Origin of the sequence: Salinibacterium sp. M195 (assembly GCF_019443965.1) — a bacterium.
Taxonomy (GTDB): Bacteria; Actinomycetota; Actinomycetes; order Actinomycetales; family Microbacteriaceae; genus Rhodoglobus.
This window is the reverse complement of the sequence record NZ_CP040814.1, coordinates 2,805,687-2,832,017: the sequence shown is the minus strand read 5'-3', so window position 1 is coordinate 2,832,017 and position 26,331 is coordinate 2,805,687. Positions and strand designations below refer to the sequence as shown.

Below are 26,331 nucleotides of genomic sequence, written 5' to 3'. Positions count from 1 at the left end.
TGCCCGAATGGCACACCTTCTAGGCGCTGAGTCCCTTCATCTTGAATTTCCGACTCGCGTAATCTTCGATAATGTCACCATCGGCCTCGACGAGGGCGACCGTATCGGCATCGTCGGTCGCAACGGTGACGGCAAAACTACCCTCATGCGGATGCTTTCGGGCCGACTCGACCCCGATGAGGGGCGAGTAACCAGGCGCAATGGCGTCACCCTCGGCATGCTCGATCAGGCCGATGAGCTCGATGGCACCAAGACGGTGCACGAGACCGTCATTGGCGATATTGATGAGCACGTGTGGGCGGGCGACCCGAAGGTTCGCGACGTTATTGCGGGTCTTGCTGCTGACATCCCGTGGGAGGCCAAGGTTGGCGATCTCTCTGGTGGCCAGCGTCGTCGGGTTGCTCTTGCCGCTCTGCTGATTGGTGACTGGGATGTCATCTTCTTGGATGAGCCCACTAACCACCTCGATGTCGAAGGTATTTCGTGGCTTGCGAGCCACCTCAAGCGTCGCTGGGGAACCAACGCCGGTGGATTGCTGGTTGTCACTCACGACCGGTGGTTCCTTGATGAGATTTGTACTGCCACCTGGGAGGTGCACGATCGCCTGATCGAGCCTTTCGAGGGTGGTTACGCTGCCTACATTCTGCAGCGAGTTGAGCGCGACCGCATGGCGGCTGCTTCGGAGTCGAAGCGCCAGAACCTCATGCGCAAGGAGTTGGCTTGGTTGCGTCGCGGTGCTCCCGCGCGCACGACGAAGCCGAAGTTCCGCATCGATGCGGCAAACGATTTGATCGAGAATGAGCCGCCAGCTCGCGACAGCGTTTCGCTGTCGTCGATGGCGATGCAGCGGCTCGGTAAAGATGTTGTCGACCTCGAAGGCGTCACCGTCACCTACCAAGTTACTGATCCAGCATCCGGTGCCGCCGGCGAGAAGACGGTTCTCAACGACGTCACGTGGCGCATCGCCCCCGGTGAGCGCACCGGAATCTTGGGCGTGAACGGTGCCGGAAAGTCCACGCTGCTCTCGCTCGTCTCTGGCTCGCTCCTGCCCACCAGCGGTCGAGTGAAGCGCGGAAAAACCATCAAGGTCGCGACTCTCACGCAGCAGCTTGCCGAGCTCGAAGACATTTGGAACGAGCGCGTCAGCACGGTCATCGGTCGCCACAAGAGCACCTATGTCACCGGCGGCAAAGAGATGACGCCCACCCAAATGTTGGAGCGGGTTGGCTTTACAAGCACCCAGCTCTCCACCCCGGTGAAAGATTTGTCGGGTGGCCAGAAGCGTCGCCTCCAGTTGCTTCTCATTTTGCTCTCGGAGCCGAACGTTCTGATTCTGGATGAGCCCACTAACGACCTCGACACCGACATGCTTGCTGCGATTGAGGATCTTCTCGACACCTACCCCGGCACTCTGCTCGTCGTGAGTCACGACCGGTACTTGCTTGAGCGTGTCACCGATCAGCAGTACGCGGTCATGGAGGGCGGCTTCCGCCATCTGCCCCGTGGTGTTGACGAGTACCTCGAATTGCGCACGAAGCAGCTCAAGGGTGCTTCAATAAATACTGAAGGTGCTGCAGCGGGCGCTCCGGATGCCACGGCCGCGAAATCAAAGCCGAAACTGGGCGGTGCCGAATTGCGCACCTCTCAAAAAGAGCACGCTGCTGCCAGCCGCAAGATCACGAAGCTGCAGGGTCAGATCACTGAACTTCATCAGCGGATGGCCACCCACGACCAGTCCGATTTTGCTGGTCTTGGCGCTCTCGTTGGCGAACAGCAGGCCCTTCAAGAGGCTCTCGACACTGTCGAGATGCGCTGGTTGGAGCTCGAAGAACTACTCGCCTAGTCGGCACAACGACGGCATCAAACCGAGCAGGGGCGTTAGCTCACCGTTGTCGGCAGCGCCACGTTGAGGCGGAACCCTTCTGGACCGTTCTCGGCGTTGACGCCGCCGCCGTGCGCTTCGACGATGCCGCGCACAATGGCGAGGCCGAGGCCTGCTCCAGCCGAACCGCTCGACTCCTGCTCGGGAGTGCGAGCTTCGGTAGCTCGCCATCCGATTTCGAACATGTGGCTGAGATCTTCGCTAGCCACGCCGCTGCCCTGATCGAGCACCGAGAGTACGAGGCTGAGGTCGTCGCGCTGGTCAGCGCTGATGAGAATCTGCGAGTCCGCTGGCGCGTACCGGATGCTGTTGGTGAGCAGGTTCACGACCACGCGAGTGAGTTCGTGGGGGTCGGCCCACAGCATCCGACCCTCGACGCCAGCGTGAACAATGCGGATGCCACGGGCGGTCGCAAGCTGGCTCACATCAGAGACGGCATCCGACACAATATCGAGAAGCTCGATGTTCTCCGGCCGAAGCTTGAGGGTTCCGCTCTGGATGAGCGAGAGTTCGAAGAGGTCATCCACGAGTCGGTTCATGGTGATGACCTGGGCACGAATTTGGCGCAGGTAGTCGCTCGGATCATCAACAGCGCCAGCGTCGAGGGCTTCAGCGAGGGCGCTGATGCCGGTCAGGGGAGTGCGAAGGTCGTGCGAGATCCAGGCGAAGAACTGGCGACGTGAGGCATCGAGGCGCGCAATCTCGTCGCGGGCGGCAGCAAGGCGTTCGGAAGCATCCGATAGTTGCACCGAGACTTCCGCAACTTCTTTCCACGTTCCAGAATCGGCCGCGACCACATCGCCAGCGCCCACTCGTGCCACAGATTCGCGCAGTGCAGAGAATGCACGCCGAACGGCCCGCCCGCTCACGAGGGCAGCACCGAGACTCATGAGCGCCGAGACACCGACGACGCCAAGAACGATCTGTAGGTCGTGGCTGGTGAAGTGCATTTGGGCTGTGATGACGACCGTGGAAAGAGCGATCGAAAGTACTGCCGCGATCACCACGATGGTGAATTGGAATGCGATCGTTCGGCGTCGAGTGAGGCGCAACACGAGCATTGCGACGAGCATGACGGCGGCAGTGCACGCGCCAGCGGTAGCGAGAATAAGCAGCCATTCGCTGAAGCTGAGAATCATGCGGCATCCTTCACAGTGAAGCGGTACCCCTGGCCCCACTCGGTGAGCAGATAGCGCGGGTAGCGGGGTTCGGGTTCAATCTTTTCGCGCAGACGGCGCACGTGCACGGTGACGGTGGAGGCTTCGCCAAAGCTCCAGCCCCACACTTCACGCAGGATGTCGTCGCGGCTGAGTACCCGATCCGGATTCTGCAGCAGAAACAGAAACAACTCGTATTCGCGAGTGGTGAGCGTCATCTCTTTGCCGTCGAGCAAAATCTTGCGGTGCGCCGGGTCAACCCGAAACTGGCCAAGAGTAAACATCTCAGAGGTGACGTGCGAGCTGCGGCTGCGGCGTACCATCGCGTCGATACGCAGTTGAAGTTCGCGAAGTGAGAACGGTTTAGCGATGTAGTCATCGGCACCGTGTTCGAGACCATCGATGCGTTCTTCCACGGCATCCAGAGCGGTCAACATGATGATCGGCAGTTGCGGGGATGCCGCACGCGCCTGACGGCAGAGTTCGTCACCGCCGACGCCGGGCAGCATCCGATCAAGAATGAGCACGTCGGGCAGGGGGCCGCGCAGGGCGTCGCGCGCCTGGATGCCATCGCTAATGCCGGTAACGGAATATCCTCGACCGCGTAAAAATTCGGAAACCACCGAGAGCACGGTTGCATCGTCTTCCACGATGGTCACGTTCGGCTTGTTCTCCATGACCCCAGCCTAGATCGGCATCGCCGCCGCAACCGGTTTCAATTCTTACGCTCTTGAAACATCCTCCAATTGTGTGGATGCCGCGGCTTACGTTCGTATCCGTCAGCGAGTGTTACGCCCGCCGACTTCCTCCACACAACACCGAATTTAGGAACTCCCTCATGAGAAAAACAGCAATCACCGGCGCAGCAATCCTCGCCCTCTCACTCATGCTCAGCGCCTGCAGCGGTGCAGCAACTGACACCAGCAGCAGCGAGCCCGCAGCTCCCGAGGCTTCGCAGTCGCAGTCGCAGACTGAAGAAGTAACCCGCACTGGCACCTTCGAGGGTGCTGGCGACAAGTCCGTCGCGGGAACGGTCACCGTCAGTGACTCCGAGATCGTTCTGTCGGGTTACTCCTCCGACGAGGGCCCCGACCTGCACGTGTACCTCACCAACGGTAACGACGAGGATGCCGTCGCAGCAGGCATGCTGATCGACTCGGTTGTCTTCGATGAAGCGAGCCAGACCTTTACCTTCGACGCCATGGATGTTTCGGGTTACGACACCATCGTCATCTACTGCGACAAGGTCAAGGCAATCTTCGGGTCCGCACTCCTCTCATGATGAACCGTGCGCTTTCCCTCGTCGCTTCCGTCATCACGGGAGCGGCGAGGGTGGGCCTCGGCATCCTGTGGCTTAACGAAGGCTTATTCAAGCTGAAAGCAGGATTCGGTGGGGCTGACATTGGACTCGTGGTCGACAGCACCGTCTCCAACAATCGCGTGCCCGACTTCTTCGAGGCATTCACCACCACGTTCCTCGGGGGAGCCCCTGGCTTCTTCGGCTGGGCCATCCCCGCTCTTGAGGTCGGTCTCGGTATTGCCCTTATCTTGGGCGTACTGACCTTGCCAGCAGCTCTCATGAGTGCGTTCACGCTTCTGACCTATTGGCTCGCCGACCAGCTCATTCAGGAATACCCGATCATGCTCGCACTGTCGGTAGTCACGGCAGTGTTCGTGGTCAGCGCGTCACGGATTTCTGTCACCACCATCATGGAGAAGCTCGTGCTGCGCAAGAAGCGCGAATCTCGGTGGTTCGCACCTCCCGTTCGGCGCTGGCTCTAGCGCGCGAACGGCAATGCACAGGCATCGCTCACGGCCCGTTGCTCGCACTTTGCGGGTGGCGGGCCGTTTCGCGTGCACGGAGGTAGAGCTAGCCGAGAGCGGCGACTCCAGCGGCACGAGCGATCTCAACAGCGCCGAGGGAGATGAGCGCGATGAACGCCCACGAGATCAGTGCGACGAGAAGTGAACGACCGCCGGTGCGGATGAGGTTGCCGATACTGATCGCGGCGCCGAGTCCGAAGAGGGCCATGCCGAGCATGAGTTCCTGGCCGTAAGACGCGACCTCAAGAAAACCATCTGATACCGGCACAAAGGTGCGCACCAGTACGGCAGCGAGAAAGCCGACGACGAAGAGAGGAAGGATCGCGGGTCGCTTCGCAGGTTTCAGATCGACAGAGTCTGCATCCCGCGCGCCGTCGGCATCGGCGGCGGCCGCAGCCTTGCGGTCGCTTCGAGCCACAACAACACCGGCAAGCGCAACCATCGGGGCAAGCATCGCGACGCGGGTGAGCTTCACAACAACAGCAACAGCGAGGGCAGTTGCGCCAGCGATTTGAGCCGTCGCGACGACCTGGCCGACATCGTGAACGCTCGCACCCACCCACATCCCGAACTCGGCCGTATCGAGCCCGATCAGCGGACGAAGCGCCGGCAGCAGGGCAATGGCGAGGGTTCCGCACAGAGTGACAAGAGCTACCGGAGTAGCCGTGTCAGATTCTTTGGCGCGAGTCATCCCTGCCATTGCACCAACAGCGGAGGCGCCACAGATCGAGAATCCGGCCGCAATCATCAAAGGCTGCTGACCGGGAAGGCGCAGCATCCGTCCCAAACCCCACGTGAAGAAGAACGTGATCACGACGATCAGCACAATCATGCCGAGCACCAACCACCCGAGCTCGGCAATGCTCACCAGACTCAGCTTGAACCCCAACAGCACCACACCGATGCGAAGCAGGCGACGGGCCGCAATTGTGAGGCCAGGCTTTATCTCCGCGCGCACAGCATGGCGCCACGGCAACGCACTAAACAGGATGCCCAGCACGACACACACGGTCAGCGTCGGTAGTGCTGGCACCAGAAAACTGATCAGCAGAGCAAGAGCAAAAGCACCAAGTGCGAGACCGAGTCCAGGAGAAATGCGGCGGAAGGTGGTCTGCTCTTGGGGGCTATTCACCGTCGAGGCTCAACTTTCTGAGCAAACTGCTCAATCGTTCTTGTTCTAGGGCAGACATTCGCGAAAGCAGCGCCGTTTCATCATGCACAAGAGAAGTGATCGCTTCGTCCACGCGCTCACGACCGGTCGCCGTCATCAGCACAATCACACCGCGACCATCATTGGGGTCAGTGCGGCGCTCGACGAGGCCACGAACAACCATACGGTCGATGCGGTTTGTCATCGTGCCACTCGACACCATCGTCTGCTGCACAAGCGCGGTGGGGCTCAGCTGGTACGGAGCCCCCGCCTTGCGGAGGGCCGAAAGCACATCGAACTCCCACGGTTCGACATCTGCAACCGCGAAGGCAGACCGGCGGGCGCGCTCCAAATGTTTAGCCAAACGGCCAACCCGGCTTAGAACGTGCAACGGCGCAAAGTCGAGATCGGGGCGCTCGCGCGACCACGCCTCGACAATTCGGTCGACTTCGTCGCGTTGGGGCATCCGGTTATTATCTCAGTTTCACAACGACCATGTGTGCAGTGAACCGGGGCGTACAGGCCCCAAAATGGTGTGCGAAGGCTCCGAATCGGGCGATGTGCACGACAGAGGCTCAATGATCTGGCAGAATTGGTTAGCGCCTTCGGGTGCGGTCCGCTTTGGTGTAATGGCAGCACGGCAGCCTTTGGAGCTGTCCAGTCTAGGTTCGAATCCTAGAGGCGGAGCTTTTCCAGTGAATTCAGCCACTTCGGTGGCGGCGTTTTGAGAGCCGCTCATTCAAGGCAGAATAGCTCTATGACCGAACACAAACTCGCCGTCATTGTTCTCGCTGCAGGCCAAGGCACCCGCATGAAATCTGCCAAGCCCAAAGTGCTGCACCGCCTTGCCGGTCGCGAACTCATTGGGCACGTTGTCGCTGCCGCCCGCGAGCTAAACCCCGATCACGTGATTGCCGTAGTGCGGCACCAGCGTGACGAAGTTGTGGCGACTCTTTCAGAACTTATGCCGGACATCCTCATCGTTGATCAAGACGATGTTCCCGGCACCGGCCGCGCCGTTGAGGTTGCGGTTGATTCGCTGCCAGCAGACTTTGATGGGGATGTTGTCGTCGTCAGTGGAGATGTTCCGCTTCTCGACTCGGCCACGCTTGCTTCGCTGCTCGCGCAGCACCGCGCGCAATCAGCTGCCGCCACCGTGCTTTCGGCAATTCTCGATGACGCCACCGGCTATGGCCGAGTTGTGCGCGGCGCCGACGGTGCTCTCGACCGCATCGTTGAACAGAAAGATGCCACCGCCGCCGAAATCGCCATCACCGAGATCAACTCTGGCACGTACGTGTTCAGCGTTGGCCCGCTTCGCGAGCAACTCGTGCGCATCACAACAGATAACGCTCAGGCCGAGAAGTACATCACCGATGTTGTCGGCCTACTTCGCGGTGTTGGGGCAATCGTTTCAGCGATGCCCGTTACCTCCGGCTGGATGGTCGCCGGAGTCAACGACCGCGTGCAATTGGCAGAAGCTGCCCGTCGCATGAACGAACTCATTGTGCAGAAGTGGCAGCGCGCTGGCGTCACCATCGAAGACCCGGCGACAACATGGATCGATGCTGATGTCACGCTCAATCCCGACGTCGAGATTCTGCCCGGAACCCAACTCAAGGGTGCAACGCTCGTGCAGTCCGGCGCCATCATTGGGCCAGACACCACCCTCGTTGACTGTGAAGTTGGCGAGAATGCTGTCGTCAAACGCACCGACGCAACGCTCAGCGTGATCGGTGCCAACGCATCCGTTGGTCCCTTTGCGTACCTTCGCCCCAACACCAAACTTGGGGTCGGCGGCAAGATCGGAACGTTCGTGGAGACCAAGAATTCCACTATTGGCGAGGGAAGCAAGGTGCCCCACCTCAGCTACATCGGAGACACCGAAGTCGGCGAACAGTCGAACGTCGGTGCTGGAACGATCACTGCAAACTACGACGGCGTGAACAAAAGCCGAACGGTAGTGGGCTCGCATGTGAGAAGTGGGTCACACAACGTCTTCGTTGCTCCGGTTAGAATTGGTGACGGAGCGTATACCGGAGCAGGTTCGGTCATCCGAAAAGATGTACCGGCGGGCTCTCTCGGCATAAATGTGGCTCCGCAGCGCAACATCAGTGGCTGGGTTGAAACCAATCGGGCGGGAACTGCAGCGGCTCAGGCAGCCAAAGCAGCCAGCGACGATAGTTCGCCTGACCGACGAACGCCGTAACCGCGGCAGAGAGCGAGTCCCCACGTGGCCAGCATCAAGATTTCCGGTCAGAAGCGACTCGTGCTCGTCTCCGGGCGGGCGCATCCTCAGCTCGCGCTCGACATCGCTGAAGAACTCGGCAGCGAGCTCGTGCCCACTGACGCCCGCACCTTTGCCAACGGCGAGATCTACGCTCGCTACGACGAGAGCGTTCGTGGCTGCGATGCTTTCGTGATCCAGTCGCACACGGAGCCCATCAATGAATGGCTCATGGAGCAGCTGATCATGGTGGATGCTCTCAAGCGAGCCTCTGCGAAGCGCATCACTGTTGTCTCGCCCTTCTACCCCTACGCCCGTCAAGACAAGAAGGGTCGCGGTCGCGAGCCGATCAGCGCCCGCCTCATCGCCGACCTGTACAAGGCTGCTGGTGCCGACCGCATCATGAGCGTCGACCTGCACGCCGCTCAGATTCAGGGATTCTTTGACGGCCCCGTCGACCACCTCTTTGCGATGCCGGTGTTGCTTGAGCACTTCCGCAAGCAGCTTGACCCCTCGACGCTTACCGTCGTGAGCCCCGATATGGGCCGCGTGCGCGTTGCCGACATCTGGAGCCAGAAGCTCGATTCTCCGCTGGCAATCATCCACAAGCGCCGCGACCCGCTCGTGCCAAATCAGGTCACCGTTCACGACATCGTCGGTGACGTTAGCGGTCGAGTCTGTCTCCTCGTTGACGACATGATCGACACGGGCGGCACGATCGTTAAAGCGGCAGAAGCACTGAAGAAAGCCGGTGCGCTCAAGGTTGTTGTGGCCGCTACGCACGCCATCTTCTCCGACCCGGCGCCGACGATTTTGCAGAGCGACTTCATCGACTCGGTTGTCGTCACTGACACCCTGCCGATCCCTGAGCACAAGCGGTTCCCGACCCTCACGATTTTGCCGATCGCGCCGCTACTGGCTCGCGCGATTCACGAAGTTTTCGACGATGGTTCGGTTACCTCAATGTTCGACGGCGCTGCCTAAGCATTCGACGCGAGATCTCGGCTCGCAGCGGCAATTCTCGACGGTTCGCGACCAAGGCCTGCGTAAATGAGTGGGTCTCGACAGGCATAGAGTTAACGTATGACTGCGTTGTCCGACCGCCCCTGGCTTGCCAACTACGCCGATGGCGTTCCCGATGAAATTCCGTTGCCCCAAGGATCGCTTTACGATCTGGTCGCGGCCTCTATCGCTGAATACCCGAACGGTGTCGCGTTGGAGTTCTTTGGCAAAGAAACTACCTATGCTGAGCTCGGCGCGCAGATAGACCGGGCTGCCGAGGGGCTTCGGCTCTTGGGTGTGCAGAAGGGCGACCGGGTCGCTCTTGTGTTGCCCAACTGTCCGCAGCACATTGTGGCGTTCTATGCGGTGCTGCGTCTCGGAGCAATTGTTGTCGAGCACAACCCGCTGTACACCCCGCGCGAGCTTCGCCACCAGTTCGAAGACCACGCGGCACGAGTCGTGATCGCGTGGAACAACGTTGTTGCCACGCTGCAAGACTTTCCGATGGATGTCATAGCCGAGACCATCATCTCGGTTGACGTCACCCAGTCGATGCCGCTGCTCAAGCGCGCTCTCCTCACATTGCCCATCGCAAAGGCGCGCGAATCACGCACCGCGCTCACGACAAACGTGAGCGGAACGATCGTGTGGGAAGAGCTGCTGAAATCTGAGCCCATCGACGAGCACATCGTTCGGCCGACTGCCGAAGATCTTGCGCTCATTCAGTACACGAGCGGCACCACAGGGTCTCCCAAAGGTGCGATGCTCACTCACCTCAACCTGTCGACCAACGCAGCTCAGGCGCGTGCGTGGGCGCCGGCCGTGCCTCGCGGCACCGCGGTGGTCTACGCCGTTCTCCCTATGTTCCACGCCTACGGCCTTACGCTCTGCCTGACGTTTGCGATGAGCATGGGGGCGCGCCTTGTCTTGTTCCCTAAGTTCGACCCTGACCTCGTGCTAGCGGTCGTCAAGAAGCGTCCAGCCACATTCCTGCCTGCCGTGCCTCCCATCTATGAGCGGCTCACGGCAGCAGCCGACGCTGCTGGCATATCGCTCAAGGGCATCGAGATCGCAATCTCCGGAGCAATGCCCCTCTCCGCCTCCGTGGTCGAGCCTTGGGAAGAGCGCACCGGTGGCACCCTTGTTGAAGGCTATGGCCTCTCGGAGACAAGCCCGATTCTCATCGCAAACCCTGTTGGTCCGACTCGGCGGGCGGGAACGGTAGGGCTTCCGCTCCCCAACACCGAGATCCGTGTTGTCGACCCGGAGAATCCCACGGTGGATCGTGCCCCGGGGGAGCAGGGCGAACTTATCGTGCGCGGCCCGCAGGTGTTCTCGGGTTACTGGGATAAGCCAGAGGAGACTGCCGAAGTATTCGTTTCGACCTCAGACGATGGCAACGATTGGTTCCGCACGGGCGATATCGTCACCGTCGATCCTGATGGCTTCGTGACCGTCGTCGACCGGATCAAAGAGCTCATCATCACCGGCGGGTTCAACGTTGCGCCGAGTGAAATTGAAGAGGCGCTGCGCCAGCACGCGTCGATCGTCGACGCCGCGGTTGTGGGATTGCCTAGCGAACACAGCGGCGAAGATGTTGTCGCTGCCGTTGTGCTCGCGAAGGGAGCGACCTTCGACGAGAAAGCGGTACGCGACTTTGTGCGCGAAAACCTCACGGCTTATAAGGTGCCCAAGAGCGTCGTCGTCGTCGACGAGCTTCCTCGCTCGCTTATCGGCAAGGTGCTGCGTCGGCAGGTTCAAGAACAGCTGATCGCTGAACGTGAGGCTGCGGCGAGCTAGGTGTTGTCTGCTGGGCTACGCGGGATGATCGCGGGCCCAGGGATCAGCCCAAGCGAGCGCAGCAAGGTCTCGTTGCCGTTAAAGGCGATGGAGTAGCACTTCCAGCCGGGCTCGCCCTGCCCGAATAGCTCAAAGCGAATGTCGTAGGACACTGCTTGCGGAGCCAAATACTCGGTGTAGACCGCGCACGTGCGATTAGCTGTGCTGTTTGCTGTGCCTGCGGCGGAAACAATTCCGGGCACGACAAGCCCGATAAGTCCGAGCACAACGACAACACGCATGACCCAAACGAATGTTTTGGAGCGCAAGGGGCGTTCCCCGTGTGGCTCATAGCCGTCTAGCTCGGGGTGCTCATCGAAGTTGCTCATTGTGGGCCATTCTGTCACTTACCGGGTGGTGGCGGCACTACAGCCGCCGGTTAAGACACGAATGGCGGCGAACCAGAGGTTCGCCGCCAGCTCGATTAGTGCGAGTCAGTCGCTTCGATCTCGGTACGGTCGCCTGACCACAGTGTGTGGAAGGTTCCATCCATGTCGACGCGCTTGTAGGTGTGAGCGCCGAAGAAGTCGCGCTGACCCTGAACGAGGGCGGCAGGCAGGCGCGGTGCACGCAGGCTGTCGTAGTAGGCGAGTGACGACGAGAATGCTGGCGTCGGGATGCCGGCGGCTGCGGCGCCACCAACAACACGTCGCCAAGAATCTTGGGTGCCTGCCATTGCCTCTGTGAAGTACGGCGCGGTAACGAGCGCCACGAGGCCCGGGTTTTCGGCGTAGGCCTCAGTGATGCGGTTCAGGAAGCGTGCACGGATGATGCAACCACCGCGCCAGATCTTGGCGATCTCGCCCTTCTTGATGTCCCAGTTGTACTCTTCAGCGCCGGCAACGATCGCGTCGAAACCTTGGCTGTACGCGATGATTTTTGACGCGTAGAGAGCTTGACGAACGTCTTCGATGAAGGCGGCCTTGTCGGCTATCTCCGGAACGGAGCTCGGTCCCGGCAGGGCGCTGGCGGCAGCACGCTGAGCGGGCTTGGAGGAGACCGCGCGAGCGAATACCGCTTCGGCAATTCCCGAGACGGGCACTCCGAGATTCAGGGCAGTTTGGACAGTCCAGACGCCGGTTCCCTTGGAGCCAGCCTGGTCGAGGATGATGTCCACGAGCGGCTTGTCGGTCTTGGTGTCGACTTGACGCAGAACTTCGGCGGTGATCTCAATGAGGTAGCTCTCGAGCTCGCCCTTGTTCCATTCGGCGAAGATATCGGCGATTTCTGAGGGTGTTGCGCCGGTGCCCTGGCGGATGAGGTCGTAGGCCTCAGCGATGAGCTGCATGTCGGCGTATTCGATGCCGTTGTGGATCATCTTGACGAAGTGACCAGCACCGTCGGTGCCGACGTGAGTGACGCACGGCTCGCCTTCGGCAATCGCGGCAATTGACTTGAGGATCGGGCCGAGGGTTTCCCACGCTTCTGCGGAACCGCCGGGCATGATCGATGGGCCGAGCAGCGCACCCTCTTCGCCACCAGAGATGCCAGCGCCGACGAAGTTGATGCCGGTCTCACGCACCGCCTTCTCGCGACGGATGGTGTCGGTGAAGAGCGCGTTTCCGCCGTCGACGATGATGTCGCCGGGTTCGAAAGCTTCGGTGAGCGCGTCGATTACGGCATCCGTGCCCTTGCCGGCCTGCACCATGATGATTGCGGTGCGTGGCTTCGACAGCGACGCCGCAAATTCTTCATACGTGGATGCCGGAACGAAGTTAGCTTCAGGGTGCTCGGTGAGCAGCGTCTCGGTCTTTGAGTAGGAGCGGTTGTAGATGGCAACGGTATTGCCTTCGCGGCTCGCGAGGTTGCGGGCGAGGTTGGAGCCCATAACTGCGAGTCCTACTACGCCAATGTTTGCGGATGTTTGCTCAGCAGCGGTCATATCGTTCACTCCTTGACTCTGGGACACAGGGGCGGGCCGAGTGATCACGGCTGGTTGGCCCAGTCATCAAGCCTAGGGCACACCGCGCAGCAGGCTCGCGGCATCCGTTCAGCCTCCGCGCGTTGACGGCATTCAGGAATCGAGGAGTAGCGTGAAGCTTATGACTCAGCCCGTGATTGTTACCGCCGTTTTCCATATCCGCCCCGAAAGCCGGGATGCAGTCGTTGCCGCCTTCGAGCCAGCGCTTGCCTTGGTGCATGACGAACCGGGTTGCGAGCTGTATGCGATGCACGAGGCTGCAGACGGTTCCTTCGTGATGATTGAGAAGTGGGAATCAGAAGCACTGCTCGACGCCCACGGCTCGAGCCCTGCCGTAGCCGCGCTCGTGGGCGAGATCAAAGACCACCTGACTGCTGAGGTAGCAGTGGTGCGGATGACGGCATTGCCGATGGGCTCGCCCAGCAAGGGCGCGCTCTAAGCCGCAGCTCCTAGCTAGTAGCGCTCGGGCTCCGGCCCGAGCGTGAAGCGGCGGCCGGTAACTTCGGTGGGCTTGATTTCTACCCACACGTACTTGAGCGTGGGGATCAGCGGAGTCAGCGGCAATTGGTCGGCTTCGTAGATCTCGTCTTGAGATTCGATGATGCGGGCTGTTCCTTTGGCGACGACGCTCCACGCAGTGTGCGGGCCCACATAGTCGGTCTCGAACGCCACTCGATCATTGATCGTCAGTTTGAGCAGCTTGGTGCCCTGTGACGTGCGCAACATCAGCCTGTTGTTCACGGCGATGAAGTTCACCGGGGTGATCTCAGGCTCTCCTTGAAAGCTAACCGCGATTCTGCCGAGACTGGCAGTGCGCAGCAACTCCCAACAGGTTTCCGGTGACAGTTGCTCAACCGGATCGTTCAGGTTCTCGCTCATAGCAATTCCTTCCCTTGCCCCATACTCCCACCGCGGTGGTCGAGATGCTAGGGGCTTGGCGAGGGCAGACCAACTTGGCTTTCGGAGATATATTCTCAACAACTTTGCAATAAGTCTGCTTTAAGGCACACTTGTGAGATTGATATCAGACGTAACGATGCGTCGAATGTTAGGAACACTGTGGCTTCACAATTTCCACCCCTCATCGTGATGGGTGTCTCCGGATCGGGTAAATCGACCGTCGGTGCTGCACTTGGCCACGCGCTGGGCATGCAGTTTATCGACGGTGACGACCTGCACCCGCGAGCCAATAAAGAGAAAATGGCTGCCGGTCACGCCCTTAATGACGAAGACCGAGCCCCCTGGCTAGAGATCATCGCCGATCGCATCGGTGCAGAACTCGCCGACGGCAACCCCATCATCGTTGCGTGCTCCTCGTTGAAGCGCTCGTACCGCACCGCTCTTGTCGCGCACGCGCCCTCTACGGTTTTCGTTCACCTCGCCGGCAGCCGTGACGTGATTGCCGAGCGCCAGTCGCACCGCAACCATGAGTACATGCCCAACAGCCTGCTCGACTCACAGTTCGACACCCTCGAACCCCTCCAGGACGATGAGCGCGGAGTGCTCGCCGACCTCACTCAATCTCCGGACGAGATCGTCCGGTCAATCAAAAAAGACCTCACCGACCACTACCTCGGCTGAGCCGCACAAGAGAAAAAAGGACAATGATGACCGATCTCCAATTGCTTTGGGAGCTGCCCACCTGGGGTCTTCTCCTTCTGGCTGCGGGAGCCATAGCGCTCTTGCTGCTGCTGATCATCGTGGGCCGCGTTCACGCGTTCCTCTCGCTGATCATCGTGAGCCTCGTCACGGCGGTAGCAGCTGGTATCCCCACGAACCAGATAATTCCGACCCTCACGTCTGGCTTTGGTGGCACTCTAGCCAGCGTCGCCCTGCTGGTTGGACTTGGTGCGATGCTGGGACGGATGCTCGAAATGAGCGGTGGAGCCCAAGTGCTCGCCGACTCGCTCATCCGTCGTTTCGGTGAGAAGCGGGCACCTCTGGCTCTGGCCATTGCCTCGCTCATGATGGGTTTCCCCATCTTCTTCGACGCTGGTCTTGTCGTCATGCTGCCGATCATCTTCACGGTTGCTCGTCGCCTCGGCGGATCGCTCCTCTTCTACGCCTTCCCGTCAGCCGTCGCCTTCTCGGTCATGCACATCTTCGTGCCGCCGCACCCCGGCCCCGTCGCGGCCACCGGGCTTCTCGGCGCTGATGTCGGCCTCGTCCTGATCTTCGGACTCATCGTTGCCCTCCCCACCTGGTACGTCGTCGGCTACAAGTTCGGCACCTGGACCGGCAAGCGCTTTGACATCGCGATCCCCGACATCCTGTTCGGAAGCCAGGATGACGAGAAAGCTGCTCAGTTCAAGTCAAACCCCAAGCTCGGCACGATTCTCTTCCTCCTTCTCCTCCCTCTCGTGCTCATCTTCATGAACACCGGTCTCAACGCCCTCGCGACCGCCGGTGTTGTTGATCTCGAGAACCCTCTCGTTCAGGTGCTTCGTCTGCTCGGTGAAACCCCGATCGCTCTGCTCATCACCGTTGTCTTCGGCATGTGGCTGCTCGGATGGAAGCGCAACAAGGAGCGCACCCTCATTGAGACGATCGTCGACAGCGCTCTCGGCCCGGTTAGCTCGATCATCCTGATCACCGGTGCCGGTGGAATGTTCGGTGGCGTACTTCGTGCCAGCGGAATCGGTGCCAGTATCGCGACGTCGCTCGACTCGATCGGTATGCCGCTCATCGTTGCGGGCTTCGTGATCGCTGCGATCATCCGTGTAGCTCAGGGTTCGGCAACCGTCGCTCTCACGACCGCGGCAGCGCTCATCCAGCCCGTCGTGTTGGCTGACGCCAGCCTGAACCCTGTCGAACTCGCTGCCATCGTGCTCGCGCTCGCCGCCGGATCAGTGTTTGCTGGTCACGTGAACGACTCGGGCTTCTGGTTGGTCAGCCGCTTCTTCGGCATGGACACCCAAACCACGCTTCGCACGTGGACCGTCGGTCAAGCACTCGTCGGTGTCATGGGCTTCGCGATTGCGTTCGTCATCTTCATCGTCGCCGGAATGTTTTAGGAGATAGCTGTGGCATCCACCATGTTTGACCTCACGGGGCGTATTGCCCTCGTTACCGGATCCAGTCGAGGCATTGGCCGCGTCATCGCGCAAGCGTTGGCGGTTGCCGGTGCCACGATTGTGCTGAACGGTCGCGATGAAGAGCGCCTCGCCGCCACTCACGCCGACTTCAGCGCCGAGTTTGGGGCCGAACGCGTCTACGCTCGCGCGTTTGACGTAGCGGATGCCACGGCTGTCGCCACCGCAATCGCCGAGATCGAGGCATCCATCGGTGCGATCGGGGTGCTCGTGAACAACGCGGGCATCCAGCATCGCGAGCCGATGCTCGACCTCGACGTGGAGGACTGGAACCGAGTCATCTCCACCAACCTCACGAGCGCGTTCCTCGTTGGCCGTGAAGTTGCGCGCCACATGCTGCAGCGCGGCGAGGGCAAGATCATCAACATTGCCTCGGTGCAGACCGATCTGGCGCGACCGACCATCGGGCCATACACGGTCTCGAAGGGCGGCATCCGTAATCTCACTCGTGCCATGACGGCAGAGTGGGCGAGCGGCGGACTGCAGATCAATGCAATCGCGCCTGGCTACATCCACACCGAAATGACGCAGGCACTCGTTGACGACGACACCTTCAACAACTGGATTCTCGGGCGCACTCCTGCTGGTCGTTGGGGCACTCCCGCCGACCTCGGCGGCCCTGCTGTCTGGCTCGCGTCACGTGGTTCCGACTACGTCAACGGCCAAGTCATCTTCATCGATGGCGGCATGACGGTCGTCGTCTAGCTCAACTCCGAAGCGCGAGGGCGCTGCGTGCCATTCGGTTGCGGCGCCCTCACCTTCTCTCTTGCACATCCCACCAGAAATGGACCTCATGGCTCCCGCACTCCCCGCCGATACCCTCGCCGTTGTCATCCACGCGCAAGACGATTTGCGGGTCGACACGATTCCGCTGGCGCAGCCGGCGGCGGATGAGGCCATCGTGCAGGTGGCTTTCGGTGGAGTCTGCGGTTCTGACCTGCACTACTGGTCCCACGGTGCAGCGGGGGAGTCGATCCTCAAGGCTCCGATGATTCTCGGCCACGAGGTTGTCGGCACCGTCATCCAGCAGGCGGCCGACGGAACAGGCCCCGCTGTGGGAACCGCCGTCGCCGTGCATCCGGCAACCCCTGGCGGCACCGAGCCGCGTTGGCCCGAAGACCGCCCCAACCTTTCTCCCGGCTGCACCTACCTCGGCAGCGCGGCACGCTTCCCGCACACCGAAGGTGCCTTCGCCGAGTTCGTCAGCCTTCCTAGCCGGATGTTGCGAGCACTACCCAGCACGCTCGAGCTGCGCGATGCCGCACTTGTCGAGCCCGCCAGCGTGGCCTGGCATGCCGTCTCTCGTGGCGGAGACGTGCGCGGAAAACGTGCTCTCGTCATCGGCGCCGGTCCTATCGGTGCGCTCATCGTCGCTGTTCTCAAGCGCGCGGGTGCCAGCGAGATCGTCGCCGTCGATATGTTTGCTGGGCCACTCGCGATCGCGCAGGAGGTCGGGGCCACAGAAATTCTTCACGCCACGGATGTCGACGCCATCGCCGCGGTCGACGCAGACATCGTCTTCGAATCGTCTGGCAGCTATCGCGGGCTCGCCTCAGCCATACGCGGTGCCACCCGTGGTGGACGTGTCGTCATGGTCGGGCTATTGCCGTCAGGCGAACAACCGGCACTGATCTCGTTGGCGATCACTCGCGAACTTGAGCTCGTCGGATCGTTCCGTTTCACCGACGAAATTGATGACGTGATTGCGGCACTCGCTGACGGCTCGCTCTTCATTGCGCCAATCGTCACCCATGAATTTGCGGCATCCGAAGCTCTCGAAGCGTTCACCGTCGCCAAGGACTCGGAGCACAGCGGCAAAGTTCTGCTGCGCTTCTAGTCGAGGAAGATGCGCGGTTCGCCAGCCCAGATCGGTTCTACCTCTTCGCTGGTGCGGCTCATGATGCGCTCCATGGAGGCGAAAGCGTCTGCGGGGCGTTTGCCTTGGATGGCATCCGCAACATCCACATGCAGTTGAAGTGCCTCTTCGTGCGGTGTCGACGGCATGAGACCGCGGTTGGTGCGCCCGGTGAGCACTTCGGCAATAACGCGATCGAGGCGGGCAAACATTTCGTTTCCGCTCGCCGCAAGAACAAGCGAATGAAAGCGGATGTCGAGCTCAAGAAATAGCTCGAGGTCACCTGAGCGGCCGACGGCCCGCATCCGAGCGGCCAGTGCCAGGAGTTCGCCGCTGGTTTCCTCTGACGCGAATGTTGCTGCCAGCTGTGCGGCTTGTGGTTCGATGGCTGCGCGCAATTCGGTCAGCGAACGCAGCTGCTTGCCATTCTCTGCTTGCTCGAGACGCCACCGGATGACGAGGGGGTCGTAGAGGCTCCACTGAGACATCGGCTGCACCCGCATGCCGACGCGCTTCACAGACGCCACCATTCCTAGCGACTGGAGCACGCGAACGGCTTCGCGCACGACCGAACGAGAGACTCCGTATCGTTCCTCAAGCTGTTCAGCGAGGATGGTGGCTTCCGGGCCGATTTCGCCCGAGACAATGTGGAGCCCTAGCTCGTTGAGCACTCGTGCGTGAAGGCTTCCGGACATATTCCCAGAGTAGTGGTTGGCATCGATGGGCTGAGTATCACCGGGCTTCACGAGCAGGTCAGATTGTGGCGGCGGCATCCGTGTACAATTGGCCGTTGAACTTCGGCGAGGGAACCATCTGGTTCCGTTATCGACGCGGCGGGCAAGTCACAGGGCTTTTCCTCACGTGGCAGATCACCGATCTGCCGGCGTTCGAGTTGAACAACAGACACTGATCTGGGCACTACTCCACAGGACACAATTGCACTGGGGACGACTGCCCACTACGGACCACTGGTCCTCTAGGAGAAAACAATGGCTAAGCCAGGCGTTAACCACGTAGTCACGGATGCTCGTGAATCCTTCGGCAAGGGTGCTGCTCGCAAGCTCCGCGCTGCAGGCAAGATTCCCGCAGTGATCTACGGTCACGGCACCGAGCCCGTCCACGTCTCCCTTCCCGGCCACGCGATCGGCCTCATCCTCCGTAAGTCGAACCAGATCTTGGACCTTGACATCAACGGCAAGAGCCAGCTCGCGCTGGTCAAGGATGTTCAGAAGGACCCCGTTCGCCAGATCATCGAGCACATCGACCTCGTCGTCATCCGCAAGGGTGAGAAGGTCATCGTTGATGTACCGATCCACGTCACCGGTGAGACCGCACCCGGCACCATCTACAACCTTGACGCACCGACCATCTCGGTTGAGGCTGAAGCAACTCACATTCCTGAGTACTTCACCGTTGACATCGATGGAAATGAAGAGGGCGACCACGTCTACGCCAAGGACATCACCCTCATCGAGGGCGCGAACCTGCTTTCCGACCCCGATCTTCTCGTGATCCTCGTGAGCATGCCGCGTTCCTCCGTTGAGGCTGAAGCTGCTGAAGAAGTAGCCGCAGCAGTTGCTGCTGACGCTGCTGCAGAGGCTGCTGAATAATTCGTTTCTTTCGTAAGCGAGAAATCGTGGATGACCAATGGTTAGTAGTCGGGCTCGGTAACCCCGGGCCCGGCTACGCCGGTAATCGCCACAATGTGGGTCACATGGTGCTGGCCCATTTGGCAGACGAGTTGTCTGCCACTTTCAAGAACCACAAAACGAATGCTGCGGTCGCTGAGGGCCGCAGCTTTGGCGATGGCCCCAAACTGATTCTGGCTAAGCCCAATTCGTTCATGAATCTTTCGGGCGGGCCTGTTGCTGCGCTGATGCGCTTTTACAAGATTCCCGTCGAACGCCTCATCGTCGTGCACGATGAGCTCGACATCGATTTTGACGCTGTGAAGCTCAAGCGTGGCGGCGGCCACGGTGGGCACAACGGCATCCGCGATATTGCTGCTGCTGCTGGTTCGCCAGACTTCACGCGCGTTCGCGTGGGAATCGGTCGGCCTCCTGGGCGCCAGCCTGCTGCTGACTTCGTGCTGCGCGACTTCTCGGCCGACGAGCGCACCGTGCTGCCCAACCTTCTGAGCGACGCAGCGGATGCCGTTGCCCTAGTCGCCAGCGATGGTCTCGAAGCAGCCCAATTGCGATTCCACAGCCCGCGCTCGTAGCCCACGCTAGGTTGCTGCGCTGTGGGTGAACTCGCATCGTGCTGTCGGTAGCCGAGAGTAGACTCCTTCGGTGACTCTCGACGGACTTATCTCAGCGCTTTCGCACGCCAAGACTGTGGAGAACGCGCTGCGTTTTTCACAGCAGAGCGCAGACTTCTCCCTCGTTGAGGGATTAAGGGCTCCGCTCTTGGGCGGTTTGCTGACGAAGACGGATGCACCGCGATCGCTGCTGGCCATCACTGCAACGGGTCGTGAATCCGAATCACTGCGCCGCTCGCTGACGAGCTATCTGCCCAACGCCCAGGTTGTCGAGTTTCCCGCCTGGGAGACGCTCCCGCACGAGCGGCTAAGCCCCAGTGCCGAGACCGTGGGAAAGCGGATGCAGGCCCTGCGCGATCTTTCGCGGTGGCAAGAGAACCCTGTCGGCCAGTTCGTTTTGGTGGCTTCTGTTCGGGCCGCTCTGCAGCCCATTGCCGACAATCTCACCGCCATTGAGCCAATCGAACTGACTGTTGGGGGCCGTAACTACGACCTTTCAGCACTGGCTGAGCGGCTCGTAGCTTTGGCATATTCCCGAGTCGACATGGTGACGCGCCGCGGAGAGTTTGCCGTGCGCGGCGGCATCCTTGATGTGTTTGCGCCTAACCACGAGCATCCACTTCGACTGGAATTCTTTGGCGATGAGCTCGAGCAATTGCGCGAGTTCTCTGTTGCCGACCAGCGTTCCATCGACGGCGAGATCGTTTCCGTTGAGCTTGTTCCCAGCCGTGAAGTGTTGTTGAGCGAGTCTGTGCGGCAACGTGCACGCGAGATGCAGCACGAGTTTCCCAGCCTGTCGACGATGCTCGCGAAGATCGCCGAAGGCATTCCTGTTGACGGGATGGAATCGCTCGCCCCCGCTTTGGTCGACAGACTCGTTCCGCTCACGCATTACCTCCCGGCAGATGCCGCCATTGCCGTGCTCTCGCCGGAGAAGGTGTCGTCGCGCGCGGTGAACTTGGCCGAGACCAACCGCGAGTTTCTCAGTGCTGCTTGGAACGCGGCCACCGCTGGGGCGGAAGCGCCCATTGATCTTGACGCCGGTGACTTTGTCACTCTGACTTCGCTCCGGGAATCGGCGGGTTCGCGCCCCTGGTGGACCCTCAGCACTTTCGACTCTGGTGAGGCGGATGCCGCAAGCCTGCTCGATGAAGCAGAAGAAGCATCCGAATATGTGCGTATCGATGCCGCAGCGATGCCATCGTTTGCGGGAACCGTCGATGGTGCGCTTGACCATGTCTCTCACTTGCTTGCTGACGGCTGGACGGTCGGCATCATCGCCGAAGGGGCGGGGCTGGTGGAACGCACCGCTGACCTGCTGGCGGAACGAGAGCTAGCGGGGCGTGCTGTTGACTCGTTCCCCGCTAAGACCGAGCCGGGGGTTGCTTACCTCCTGCGGGCATCCGTAGATCATGGTTTCGCCGTCGAGGGCATCAAGCTCGCCGTTCTCAGCGAGGGCGAGTTCTTTGGCCGCTCCGTTGGCTATGCCTCGCGCCCGACCCGCAAGTTGGCGACCCGGCGCAAGAACGTTGTCGACCCCATTCAGTTAAAGACTGGCGATCACGTTGTTCATCAAACCCACGGCATCGGCAAGTTCCTTGAACTTGTGACGCGGGAGGTGAGCACCGGTGGGCGCAATGCGGTCAAGACGCAACGCGAATTCCTGGTGCTCGAATACGCACCGAACAAGCGGGGCTATCCCGGCGACAAATTGTATGTGCCCACCGACCAGCTCGACCTGCTCTCGCGCTACGTCGGCGGAGAAGCTCCCACTCTCAACAAGATGGGCGGAAGCGACTGGTCAGCGGCCAAGACGAAAGCCCGCAAGGCTGTTCGCGATATTGCTGTGGAGCTCGTCAAGCTCTACAGCGCACGCATGGCCAGTAGGGGCCACGCCTTCGGAATCGATACTCCGTGGCAACGCGAGCTCGAAGAAGCCTTCGCTTTTGCGGAAACTCCCGATCAGTTGACCACGATCGACGAGGTCAAGGCCGACATGCAGAGCCCGGTTCCCATGGACCGGCTGTTGAGTGGTGATGTCGGCTACGGCAAAACCGAGGTTGCTGTCCGCGCCGCGTTCAAGGCAGTTCAAGACGGCAAGCAAGTCGCGATGATTGTGCCGACGACCCTCCTAGTGCGTCAACATATTGAGACTTTCGCCGACCGGTTCGCCGGATTCCCGGTGCATTTACGCGCCCTCAGCCGTTTCCAGTCGGAGAAGGAATCTCGCGAAACCATCGCGGGGCTTGCCGACGGCACCGTCGATGTAGTGATCGGCACCCATCGCCTGCTGTCGAAGAACATCGCCTTCAAGGATCTCGGGCTCGTCATCATCGACGAAGAGCAACGCTTCGGCGTTGAGCACAAAGATGCGCTCAAGAAGCTCAAGACCAACGTCGACATCTTGGCAATGACGGCAACCCCAATTCCCCGCACCCTCGAGATGGCCGTGACGGGCATCCGCGAAATGTCGACTTTGGCAACACCGCCTGAAGACCGGCACCCGATCCTCAGCTTCGTGGGTCCCTATTCTGAACGCCAAGTTTCGGCGGCGATTCGTCGCGAGTTGCTGCGGGAGGGTCAGATCTTTTATGTGCACAATCGGGTGAATTCCATCAACCGGGTTGCCGCAAAGCTTGCCGAATTGGTTCCGGATGCTCGCATCGCTGTCGCTCACGGACAATTGCCCGAAGCCGTACTCGAGCAAGTGATGGTTGACTTCTGGGAACGCAAGTTCGACGTGCTCGTCTCGACAACCATCATCGAAACCGGCCTCGACATTGCTAACGCCAACACCCTGATTATCGATCGCGCAGACAAATACGGGCTCAGCCAGCTTCACCAATTGCGTGGACGTGTTGGTCGTGGCCGAGAACGTGCTTACGCCTACTTCCTCTACGACGAAGAAAAGCCGCTGAGCGAGACTGCCCATGAACGTCTCGACACCATCGCCGCGAATAACGAGCTTGGTGCCGGAATGCAGATCGCCATGAAAGACCTCGAGATCCGTGGCGCTGGGAACCTGCTCGGTGGGGAACAGTCCGGTCATATCGCCGGTGTCGGATTCGACCTCTACCTGCGGATGATCGGCGAAGCTGTCTCGACGTTCCGGGGTGATGTCGCTGAAGGCCAGACCGAGTTGCGTCTCGAATTGCCGGTAGACGCCAACATTCCCGAAGACTACGTGGAAAGCGAGCGACTGCGCCTCGAGGCCTACCAAAAGCTGTCAACGGCCAGCGCGCCCGCGGCATCCGCCGACAGCATTGATCGTGTGCTCGAAGAACTCAGCGACCGCTATGGCGAGCCGCCAGAACAAGTGCAGCACCTCATCGCTGTCTCTCGGTTGCGTCGCATGGCGCAGAAAGCCGGGTTCAGCGAGGTCGTTGTTATGGGCGATAAGCTGCGCGTCGCCCCTGCAGATCTTCTCGACTCAAAACAAATTCGTCTGCAGCGCATGTATCCGGGATCGAAGTATCACTCGGCCGCATCCGCGGCGATTATCCCGTTGCCCACCGGCGCGAGCGACGGTCAACTTATCGAGTGGACCAAAGATCTGCTGATCTCGGTCTTCGGTGCAAAAGACACCGAAACGGAACTCGTCGAGTTGGCTGCAGCAGAGAAGGCCGCGGCAGTCGAAGCAGCGGCGGTGGAGTCCGCTGCGGCGAAGGCTGCGGCACAGGCAGCGACGCAAACGGGGACCGAGAAGGCTTAGCTTTCGGCCGGAGTGGCCACGGGGCTTTCGTCCTGAGCCGCAGCAGGGCTTTCGGCAGAGGCTTCTGCCAGTGCGACCGCTGGTGCTTCCGACGTTGTTGAGGGCTTAGCAGGGCTCCGCTTCGCGGGGAGAGTGAACGGATGCTTGCGTCCGTCTATGAGGTGCACCCGGCCGACCGCCATGGGAATCACGACGAGCGATCGCAGGTCGAGCACGGCGTGAGCGACGATGGCCACGAGGATGCTGCCGCTGAGCACGTAGAAGGCCATCAAGACTGCACCAATCACGGTGGTGGCCACGATGCCCGAAACTCCCTGGTACGAGTGCATGAGGCCGAAGAGCAGCAGGCTTCCGACGACGGCAACGATCGCGTTGCCCGTAGTCGCGAAAAGCAAGGCAGGCAGGGCAAGTCTGAAGAGGAGTTCCTCAACGATTCCGGCGTTGATCGACAGCAGCCCACCGAGCACAAGTTCTTGGCGATTGCGCGGCAAAATGGCGTGAATGTCGCCAATGCTGACGACCTCGTCGCCCTCTTTACGCACAGCAATGACGCCGGCGATCGTGAGCGCAATAATCCCGATGATGAGCCCGACAATCACGCCGCTCGTGACAGAGGGTTTCGCCGTGAGGACCGTCAACAACCAGGACACCCATGGCCACGCCCGCACATCAGCCAGCAGGGGAGCCGCGAGACGACCACTGGCCAGCAGTACTACCAGCGCCATCCCGCCAAAGAGACTAAATGAGATCAGGAGCCAGCGACGCAGCATAAGTTGACGGCGCTTGGTGGTGCGAAACCTCTTGAAGCGACGGTACTCGCGCTGATCCCGACGAAACGTCCGCAGCGCGAGGGCAACAAGCACCCCAACGAGGGTGACCCACAGGAGCGCGAGCATGACGGGATGACTAGGGTCGAGCATCCCCTAATCGTGTCATGCGTTTGCTGGGATATCGGCTAGCAACTGCCCCACATGCCGAGTTGCGTGGCGAAGGCGTCATCCTCGGCGTCGCGCAGTTCAGGCCAGTAGCGATCGTTGAGTCCCACCTTGAGAGCTTCAGCAGCACCGAGCTCGATCATGGCGAGGTTCACGAAGGTTCCATCTTCGAGATAGACATAGAGCAGTGAACGGCCGTAGCGGTCCTCGGGCTCACGGTCTTCACTAGCCCAGACTTCAGTGCCCTCGGGCAGAAAATCGCGGAGCAGGTCTCTGGCCTCTTCGCCGTAGCATTCTTCGGCATCCGGGCGCTGTTGGCTGGCAAGTTCTGGGGTGTCGATTCCGATCAATCGCACCTTAAGTTCGGTGCTCCCATCGTCGAGGTAGAGCGTGTCGCCGTCGTGCACATAAGTGACGGTCGCCGCGAATGCCCCATCCGGAACCTCAGACACCGAACGGTCAGTTTCGGGCGAAGGGCTTACCGCACACGCAGAGATGGCCAAGATGCCGAGAAGGGTTGAGGCACCCACGATGGTGCGGAACCGAGCGCGCGTTCGAGTGATAGCCACGTCACGATTCTCGCATGAGACTTAGTCCCGAACGGTGTTCGGTGCGAGCTCTCGCGCCGTAGCGGCGCCTAATTGTTTTCCCCAGTGGCTATGTATAGCTCGCCAATTGAACGCGTCTTCGATGAACGCGTCAGCGGTTGACAGCCCGGGGAAGGGGGAGTAAAAAACTCCGGGGTGTGACGCTGCGACCGCTACTGAGGCACGGTCTAGTCGTTGAATCTGCACAGCGAGGATGCGCCGAACAAAGATTGGCATGGCACGAAAGCGGTGCATTGGCGGAATCGCGGCGACGATCACCGGGCTGTCTGGTTTGGCGCTGTGCCTTACCGCTTCGACAATGCGCGCCAGGTTGTTCGACCATTCTGTGTGAGGAGTTCCCAACAGCACGTCTGGCGGCCCCAAGACGATAATGACGGCGTCCGCTTGCAGAGCCTCAGCGTTGACCGCGCGGGCGGCGCGAGCCATGGTTAGCTCTGAGTCCGAGATGGTTGACCACGAGCATCCGATCCCCTGCTGTCGAGCGACAAAGCGTGATGTCTGAGAAGCAAGCCCGAGTCCGTGATTGAGCACGTTGTAACTAGACACAGCAATGTCGCCGATGAAAAGTAGCCGAACCGGATCTGGCCCCGGAACTTCACCGGCGGGCGGCCCCTCCGGAAAGAGTGCATTTTCTATCTCTACTCGGTAACCGAGAAGATTAACTTTGAGCAGCGGGCGAGCGAGGCGAATTGCCGCGCCAGTGAAACGGGCACCTACTTTTCGCTGTGGTGCTGCCGGTGTGGCGGGAATGGATTGTTGTCGAGGAGTAGCCACGGAACCCATGATGGGTTCGCGAGAAGTGTTAAGCAGACAGGACATGCCTACAAGTAGTTCGTGATGTTCACTTACTTTTAAGGAGTGGGAAGA

At 60.5% G+C, this 26,331-nt stretch carries 25 protein-coding genes and 1 tRNA gene; 15 read left to right on the top strand and 11 right to left on the bottom strand.

Annotated elements, in window-relative coordinates; all coding sequences use genetic code 11:
* The first annotated feature begins 7 nt into the window (after positions 1–7).
* Positions 8–1,843 (top strand): ABC-F family ATP-binding cassette domain-containing protein, encoded by a 1,836-nt coding sequence (locus FFT87_RS13570; RefSeq protein WP_219949205.1) that lies wholly within the window; start codon positions 8–10, stop codon positions 1,841–1,843.
* Positions 1,844–1,878: 35 nt separating this feature from the next.
* On the opposite strand, the gene FFT87_RS13565 is transcribed toward FFT87_RS13570, so the two are convergent.
* Both FFT87_RS13565 and FFT87_RS13560 read right to left on the bottom strand, forming a co-directional pair.
* Positions 1,879–3,021, bottom strand: a complete 1,143-nt coding sequence (locus FFT87_RS13565) for a cell wall metabolism sensor histidine kinase WalK (RefSeq protein ID WP_219949204.1) — start codon at positions 3,019–3,021, stop codon at positions 1,879–1,881.
* On the bottom strand, positions 3,018–3,716 hold the full coding sequence (locus FFT87_RS13560) for a response regulator transcription factor (protein ID WP_219949203.1): 699 nt from the start codon (positions 3,714–3,716) through the stop codon (positions 3,018–3,020). The genes FFT87_RS13565 and FFT87_RS13560 overlap by 4 nt, the downstream gene beginning before the upstream one ends.
* 161 nt (positions 3,717–3,877) lie before the next feature.
* Here FFT87_RS13560 and FFT87_RS13555 point away from each other — a divergent pair, with 161 nt between their 5' ends.
* Both FFT87_RS13555 and FFT87_RS13550 read left to right on the top strand, forming a co-directional pair.
* On the top strand, positions 3,878–4,321 hold the full coding sequence (locus FFT87_RS13555) for a DM13 domain-containing protein (protein WP_219949202.1): 444 nt from the start codon (positions 3,878–3,880) through the stop codon (positions 4,319–4,321).
* Complete coding sequence (locus FFT87_RS13550) at positions 4,318–4,821, top strand: DoxX family protein (RefSeq protein WP_219949201.1); 504 nt, start codon at positions 4,318–4,320, stop codon at positions 4,819–4,821. Before FFT87_RS13555 ends, FFT87_RS13550 begins: the two co-directional genes overlap by 4 nt.
* A gap of 88 nt (positions 4,822–4,909) precedes the next feature.
* Here the strand turns inward: FFT87_RS13550 and FFT87_RS13545 are convergent, their stop codons facing one another.
* Together FFT87_RS13545 and FFT87_RS13540 are read right to left on the bottom strand one after the other, a co-directional pair.
* Positions 4,910–5,995, bottom strand: a complete 1,086-nt coding sequence (locus tag FFT87_RS13545; protein ID WP_219949200.1) for a YeiH family protein — start codon at positions 5,993–5,995, stop codon at positions 4,910–4,912.
* Positions 5,988–6,479: a MarR family winged helix-turn-helix transcriptional regulator gene (locus tag FFT87_RS13540; RefSeq protein ID WP_219949199.1), complete on the bottom strand. Its 492-nt coding sequence runs from the start codon at positions 6,477–6,479 to the stop codon at positions 5,988–5,990. Before FFT87_RS13540 ends, FFT87_RS13545 begins: the two co-directional genes overlap by 8 nt.
* A gap of 149 nt (positions 6,480–6,628) precedes the next feature.
* Between FFT87_RS13540 and FFT87_RS13535 the strand changes: the two genes are divergently transcribed.
* The 4 genes from FFT87_RS13535 (at position 6,629) to FFT87_RS13520 (ending at position 11,042) form a co-directional block, all read left to right on the top strand.
* Positions 6,629–6,700, top strand: a tRNA-Gln gene (locus tag FFT87_RS13535).
* A 70-nt stretch (positions 6,701–6,770) separates the two neighbouring features.
* A complete protein-coding gene (gene glmU, locus FFT87_RS13530; RefSeq protein ID WP_219949198.1) occupies positions 6,771–8,222 on the top strand; it encodes a bifunctional UDP-N-acetylglucosamine diphosphorylase/glucosamine-1-phosphate N-acetyltransferase GlmU in 1,452 nt (483 codons plus the stop codon).
* 24 nt (positions 8,223–8,246) lie between these two features.
* Positions 8,247–9,224 (top strand): ribose-phosphate diphosphokinase, encoded by a 978-nt coding sequence (locus FFT87_RS13525; protein WP_219949197.1) that lies wholly within the window; start codon positions 8,247–8,249, stop codon positions 9,222–9,224.
* 99 nt (positions 9,225–9,323) lie between these two features.
* Complete coding sequence (locus tag FFT87_RS13520) at positions 9,324–11,042, top strand: long-chain-fatty-acid--CoA ligase (protein ID WP_219949196.1); 1,719 nt, start codon at positions 9,324–9,326, stop codon at positions 11,040–11,042.
* On the opposite strand, the gene FFT87_RS13515 is transcribed toward FFT87_RS13520, so the two are convergent.
* Complete coding sequence (locus FFT87_RS13515; protein ID WP_219949195.1) at positions 11,039–11,410, bottom strand: hypothetical protein; 372 nt, start codon at positions 11,408–11,410, stop codon at positions 11,039–11,041. The two genes, FFT87_RS13520 and FFT87_RS13515, sit on opposite strands and share 4 nt — an antisense overlap.
* 95 nt (positions 11,411–11,505) lie before the next feature.
* On the bottom strand, positions 11,506–12,963 hold the full coding sequence (gndA, locus tag FFT87_RS13510; RefSeq protein ID WP_219950849.1) for an NADP-dependent phosphogluconate dehydrogenase: 1,458 nt from the start codon (positions 12,961–12,963) through the stop codon (positions 11,506–11,508).
* Positions 12,964–13,123: 160 nt separating this feature from the next.
* Here gndA and FFT87_RS13505 point away from each other — a divergent pair, with 160 nt between their 5' ends.
* A complete protein-coding gene (locus FFT87_RS13505; RefSeq protein ID WP_219949194.1) occupies positions 13,124–13,441 on the top strand; it encodes a putative quinol monooxygenase in 318 nt (105 codons plus the stop codon).
* Positions 13,442–13,455: 14 nt separating this feature from the next.
* Here FFT87_RS13505 and FFT87_RS13500 read toward each other — a convergent pair whose 3' ends face one another.
* Complete coding sequence (locus FFT87_RS13500; protein ID WP_219949193.1) at positions 13,456–13,881, bottom strand: pyridoxamine 5'-phosphate oxidase family protein; 426 nt, start codon at positions 13,879–13,881, stop codon at positions 13,456–13,458.
* Between the two features lie 180 nt (positions 13,882–14,061).
* On the opposite strand from FFT87_RS13500, the gene FFT87_RS13495 reads away from it, so the two are divergent.
* The 4 genes from FFT87_RS13495 to FFT87_RS13480 all read left to right on the top strand — a co-directional run bounded on the left by FFT87_RS13495 (position 14,062) and on the right by FFT87_RS13480 (position 17,931).
* A complete protein-coding gene (locus FFT87_RS13495; RefSeq protein WP_219949192.1) occupies positions 14,062–14,583 on the top strand; it encodes a gluconokinase in 522 nt (173 codons plus the stop codon).
* A 23-nt stretch (positions 14,584–14,606) separates the two neighbouring features.
* A complete protein-coding gene (locus FFT87_RS13490; RefSeq protein WP_219949191.1) occupies positions 14,607–16,016 on the top strand; it encodes a GntP family permease in 1,410 nt (469 codons plus the stop codon).
* Between the two features lie 9 nt (positions 16,017–16,025).
* Complete coding sequence (locus tag FFT87_RS13485) at positions 16,026–16,799, top strand: SDR family oxidoreductase (protein ID WP_255559960.1); 774 nt, start codon at positions 16,026–16,028, stop codon at positions 16,797–16,799.
* 88 nt (positions 16,800–16,887) lie between these two features.
* Positions 16,888–17,931, top strand: a complete 1,044-nt coding sequence (locus FFT87_RS13480) for an L-idonate 5-dehydrogenase (RefSeq protein ID WP_219949190.1) — start codon at positions 16,888–16,890, stop codon at positions 17,929–17,931.
* On the opposite strand, the gene FFT87_RS13475 is transcribed toward FFT87_RS13480, so the two are convergent.
* Positions 17,928–18,644 (bottom strand): FadR/GntR family transcriptional regulator, encoded by a 717-nt coding sequence (locus FFT87_RS13475; protein ID WP_219950847.1) that lies wholly within the window; start codon positions 18,642–18,644, stop codon positions 17,928–17,930. The genes FFT87_RS13480 and FFT87_RS13475 overlap by 4 nt on opposite strands.
* A gap of 294 nt (positions 18,645–18,938) precedes the next feature.
* Here FFT87_RS13475 and FFT87_RS13470 point away from each other — a divergent pair, with 294 nt between their 5' ends.
* The 3 genes from FFT87_RS13470 to mfd all read left to right on the top strand — a co-directional run bounded on the left by FFT87_RS13470 (position 18,939) and on the right by mfd (position 23,921).
* Positions 18,939–19,559, top strand: a complete 621-nt coding sequence (locus tag FFT87_RS13470; RefSeq protein WP_219949189.1) for a 50S ribosomal protein L25/general stress protein Ctc — start codon at positions 18,939–18,941, stop codon at positions 19,557–19,559.
* Positions 19,560–19,585: 26 nt separating this feature from the next.
* On the top strand, positions 19,586–20,170 hold the full coding sequence (gene pth, locus FFT87_RS13465; RefSeq protein WP_219949188.1) for an aminoacyl-tRNA hydrolase: 585 nt from the start codon (positions 19,586–19,588) through the stop codon (positions 20,168–20,170).
* A gap of 70 nt (positions 20,171–20,240) precedes the next feature.
* A complete protein-coding gene (gene mfd / locus FFT87_RS13460; RefSeq protein ID WP_219949187.1) occupies positions 20,241–23,921 on the top strand; it encodes a transcription-repair coupling factor in 3,681 nt (1,226 codons plus the stop codon).
* On the opposite strand, the gene FFT87_RS13455 is transcribed toward mfd, so the two are convergent.
* The 3 genes from FFT87_RS13455 to FFT87_RS13445 are packed head-to-tail and all read right to left on the bottom strand — an operon-like array spanning position 23,918 to position 26,238.
* Complete coding sequence (locus FFT87_RS13455; protein ID WP_219949186.1) at positions 23,918–24,841, bottom strand: CPBP family intramembrane glutamic endopeptidase; 924 nt, start codon at positions 24,839–24,841, stop codon at positions 23,918–23,920. The genes mfd and FFT87_RS13455 overlap by 4 nt on opposite strands.
* A 35-nt stretch (positions 24,842–24,876) precedes the next feature.
* On the bottom strand, positions 24,877–25,425 hold the full coding sequence (locus FFT87_RS13450) for a thermonuclease family protein (RefSeq protein WP_255559959.1): 549 nt from the start codon (positions 25,423–25,425) through the stop codon (positions 24,877–24,879).
* 21 nt (positions 25,426–25,446) lie between these two features.
* The gene (locus FFT87_RS13445) at positions 25,447–26,238 is read right to left on the bottom strand and encodes an SGNH/GDSL hydrolase family protein (protein ID WP_255559958.1); all 792 of its coding nucleotides are present in this window, start codon (positions 26,236–26,238) and stop codon (positions 25,447–25,449) included.
* Positions 26,239–26,331 lie beyond the last annotated feature (93 nt).

Bases quoted from the DNA above. Each gene is read 5' to 3' on its own strand.
- FFT87_RS13570 (WP_219949205.1), top strand. From the start codon at position 8: ATGGCACACCTTCTAGGCGCTGAGTCCCTTCATCTTGAATTTCCGACT.
- FFT87_RS13565 (WP_219949204.1), bottom strand. From the start codon at position 3,021: ATGATTCTCAGCTTCAGCGAATGGCTGCTTATTCTCGCTACCGCTGGC.
- FFT87_RS13560 (WP_219949203.1), bottom strand. From the start codon at position 3,716: ATGGAGAACAAGCCGAACGTGACCATCGTGGAAGACGATGCAACCGTG.
- FFT87_RS13555 (WP_219949202.1), top strand. From the start codon at position 3,878: ATGAGAAAAACAGCAATCACCGGCGCAGCAATCCTCGCCCTCTCACTC.
- FFT87_RS13550 (WP_219949201.1), top strand. From the start codon at position 4,318: ATGATGAACCGTGCGCTTTCCCTCGTCGCTTCCGTCATCACGGGAGCG.
- FFT87_RS13540 (WP_219949199.1), bottom strand. From the start codon at position 6,479: ATGCCCCAACGCGACGAAGTCGACCGAATTGTCGAGGCGTGGTCGCGC.
- glmU (WP_219949198.1), top strand. From the start codon at position 6,771: ATGACCGAACACAAACTCGCCGTCATTGTTCTCGCTGCAGGCCAAGGC.
- FFT87_RS13520 (WP_219949196.1), top strand. From the start codon at position 9,324: ATGACTGCGTTGTCCGACCGCCCCTGGCTTGCCAACTACGCCGATGGC.
- FFT87_RS13515 (WP_219949195.1), bottom strand. From the start codon at position 11,410: ATGAGCAACTTCGATGAGCACCCCGAGCTAGACGGCTATGAGCCACAC.
- gndA (WP_219950849.1), bottom strand. From the start codon at position 12,963: ATGACCGCTGCTGAGCAAACATCCGCAAACATTGGCGTAGTAGGACTC.
- FFT87_RS13505 (WP_219949194.1), top strand. From the start codon at position 13,124: ATGACTCAGCCCGTGATTGTTACCGCCGTTTTCCATATCCGCCCCGAA.
- FFT87_RS13500 (WP_219949193.1), bottom strand. From the start codon at position 13,881: ATGAGCGAGAACCTGAACGATCCGGTTGAGCAACTGTCACCGGAAACC.
- FFT87_RS13490 (WP_219949191.1), top strand. From the start codon at position 14,607: ATGATGACCGATCTCCAATTGCTTTGGGAGCTGCCCACCTGGGGTCTT.
- FFT87_RS13480 (WP_219949190.1), top strand. From the start codon at position 16,888: ATGGCTCCCGCACTCCCCGCCGATACCCTCGCCGTTGTCATCCACGCG.
- FFT87_RS13475 (WP_219950847.1), bottom strand. From the start codon at position 18,644: ATGTCCGGAAGCCTTCACGCACGAGTGCTCAACGAGCTAGGGCTCCAC.
- FFT87_RS13470 (WP_219949189.1), top strand. From the start codon at position 18,939: ATGGCTAAGCCAGGCGTTAACCACGTAGTCACGGATGCTCGTGAATCC.
- FFT87_RS13455 (WP_219949186.1), bottom strand. From the start codon at position 24,841: ATGCTCGACCCTAGTCATCCCGTCATGCTCGCGCTCCTGTGGGTCACC.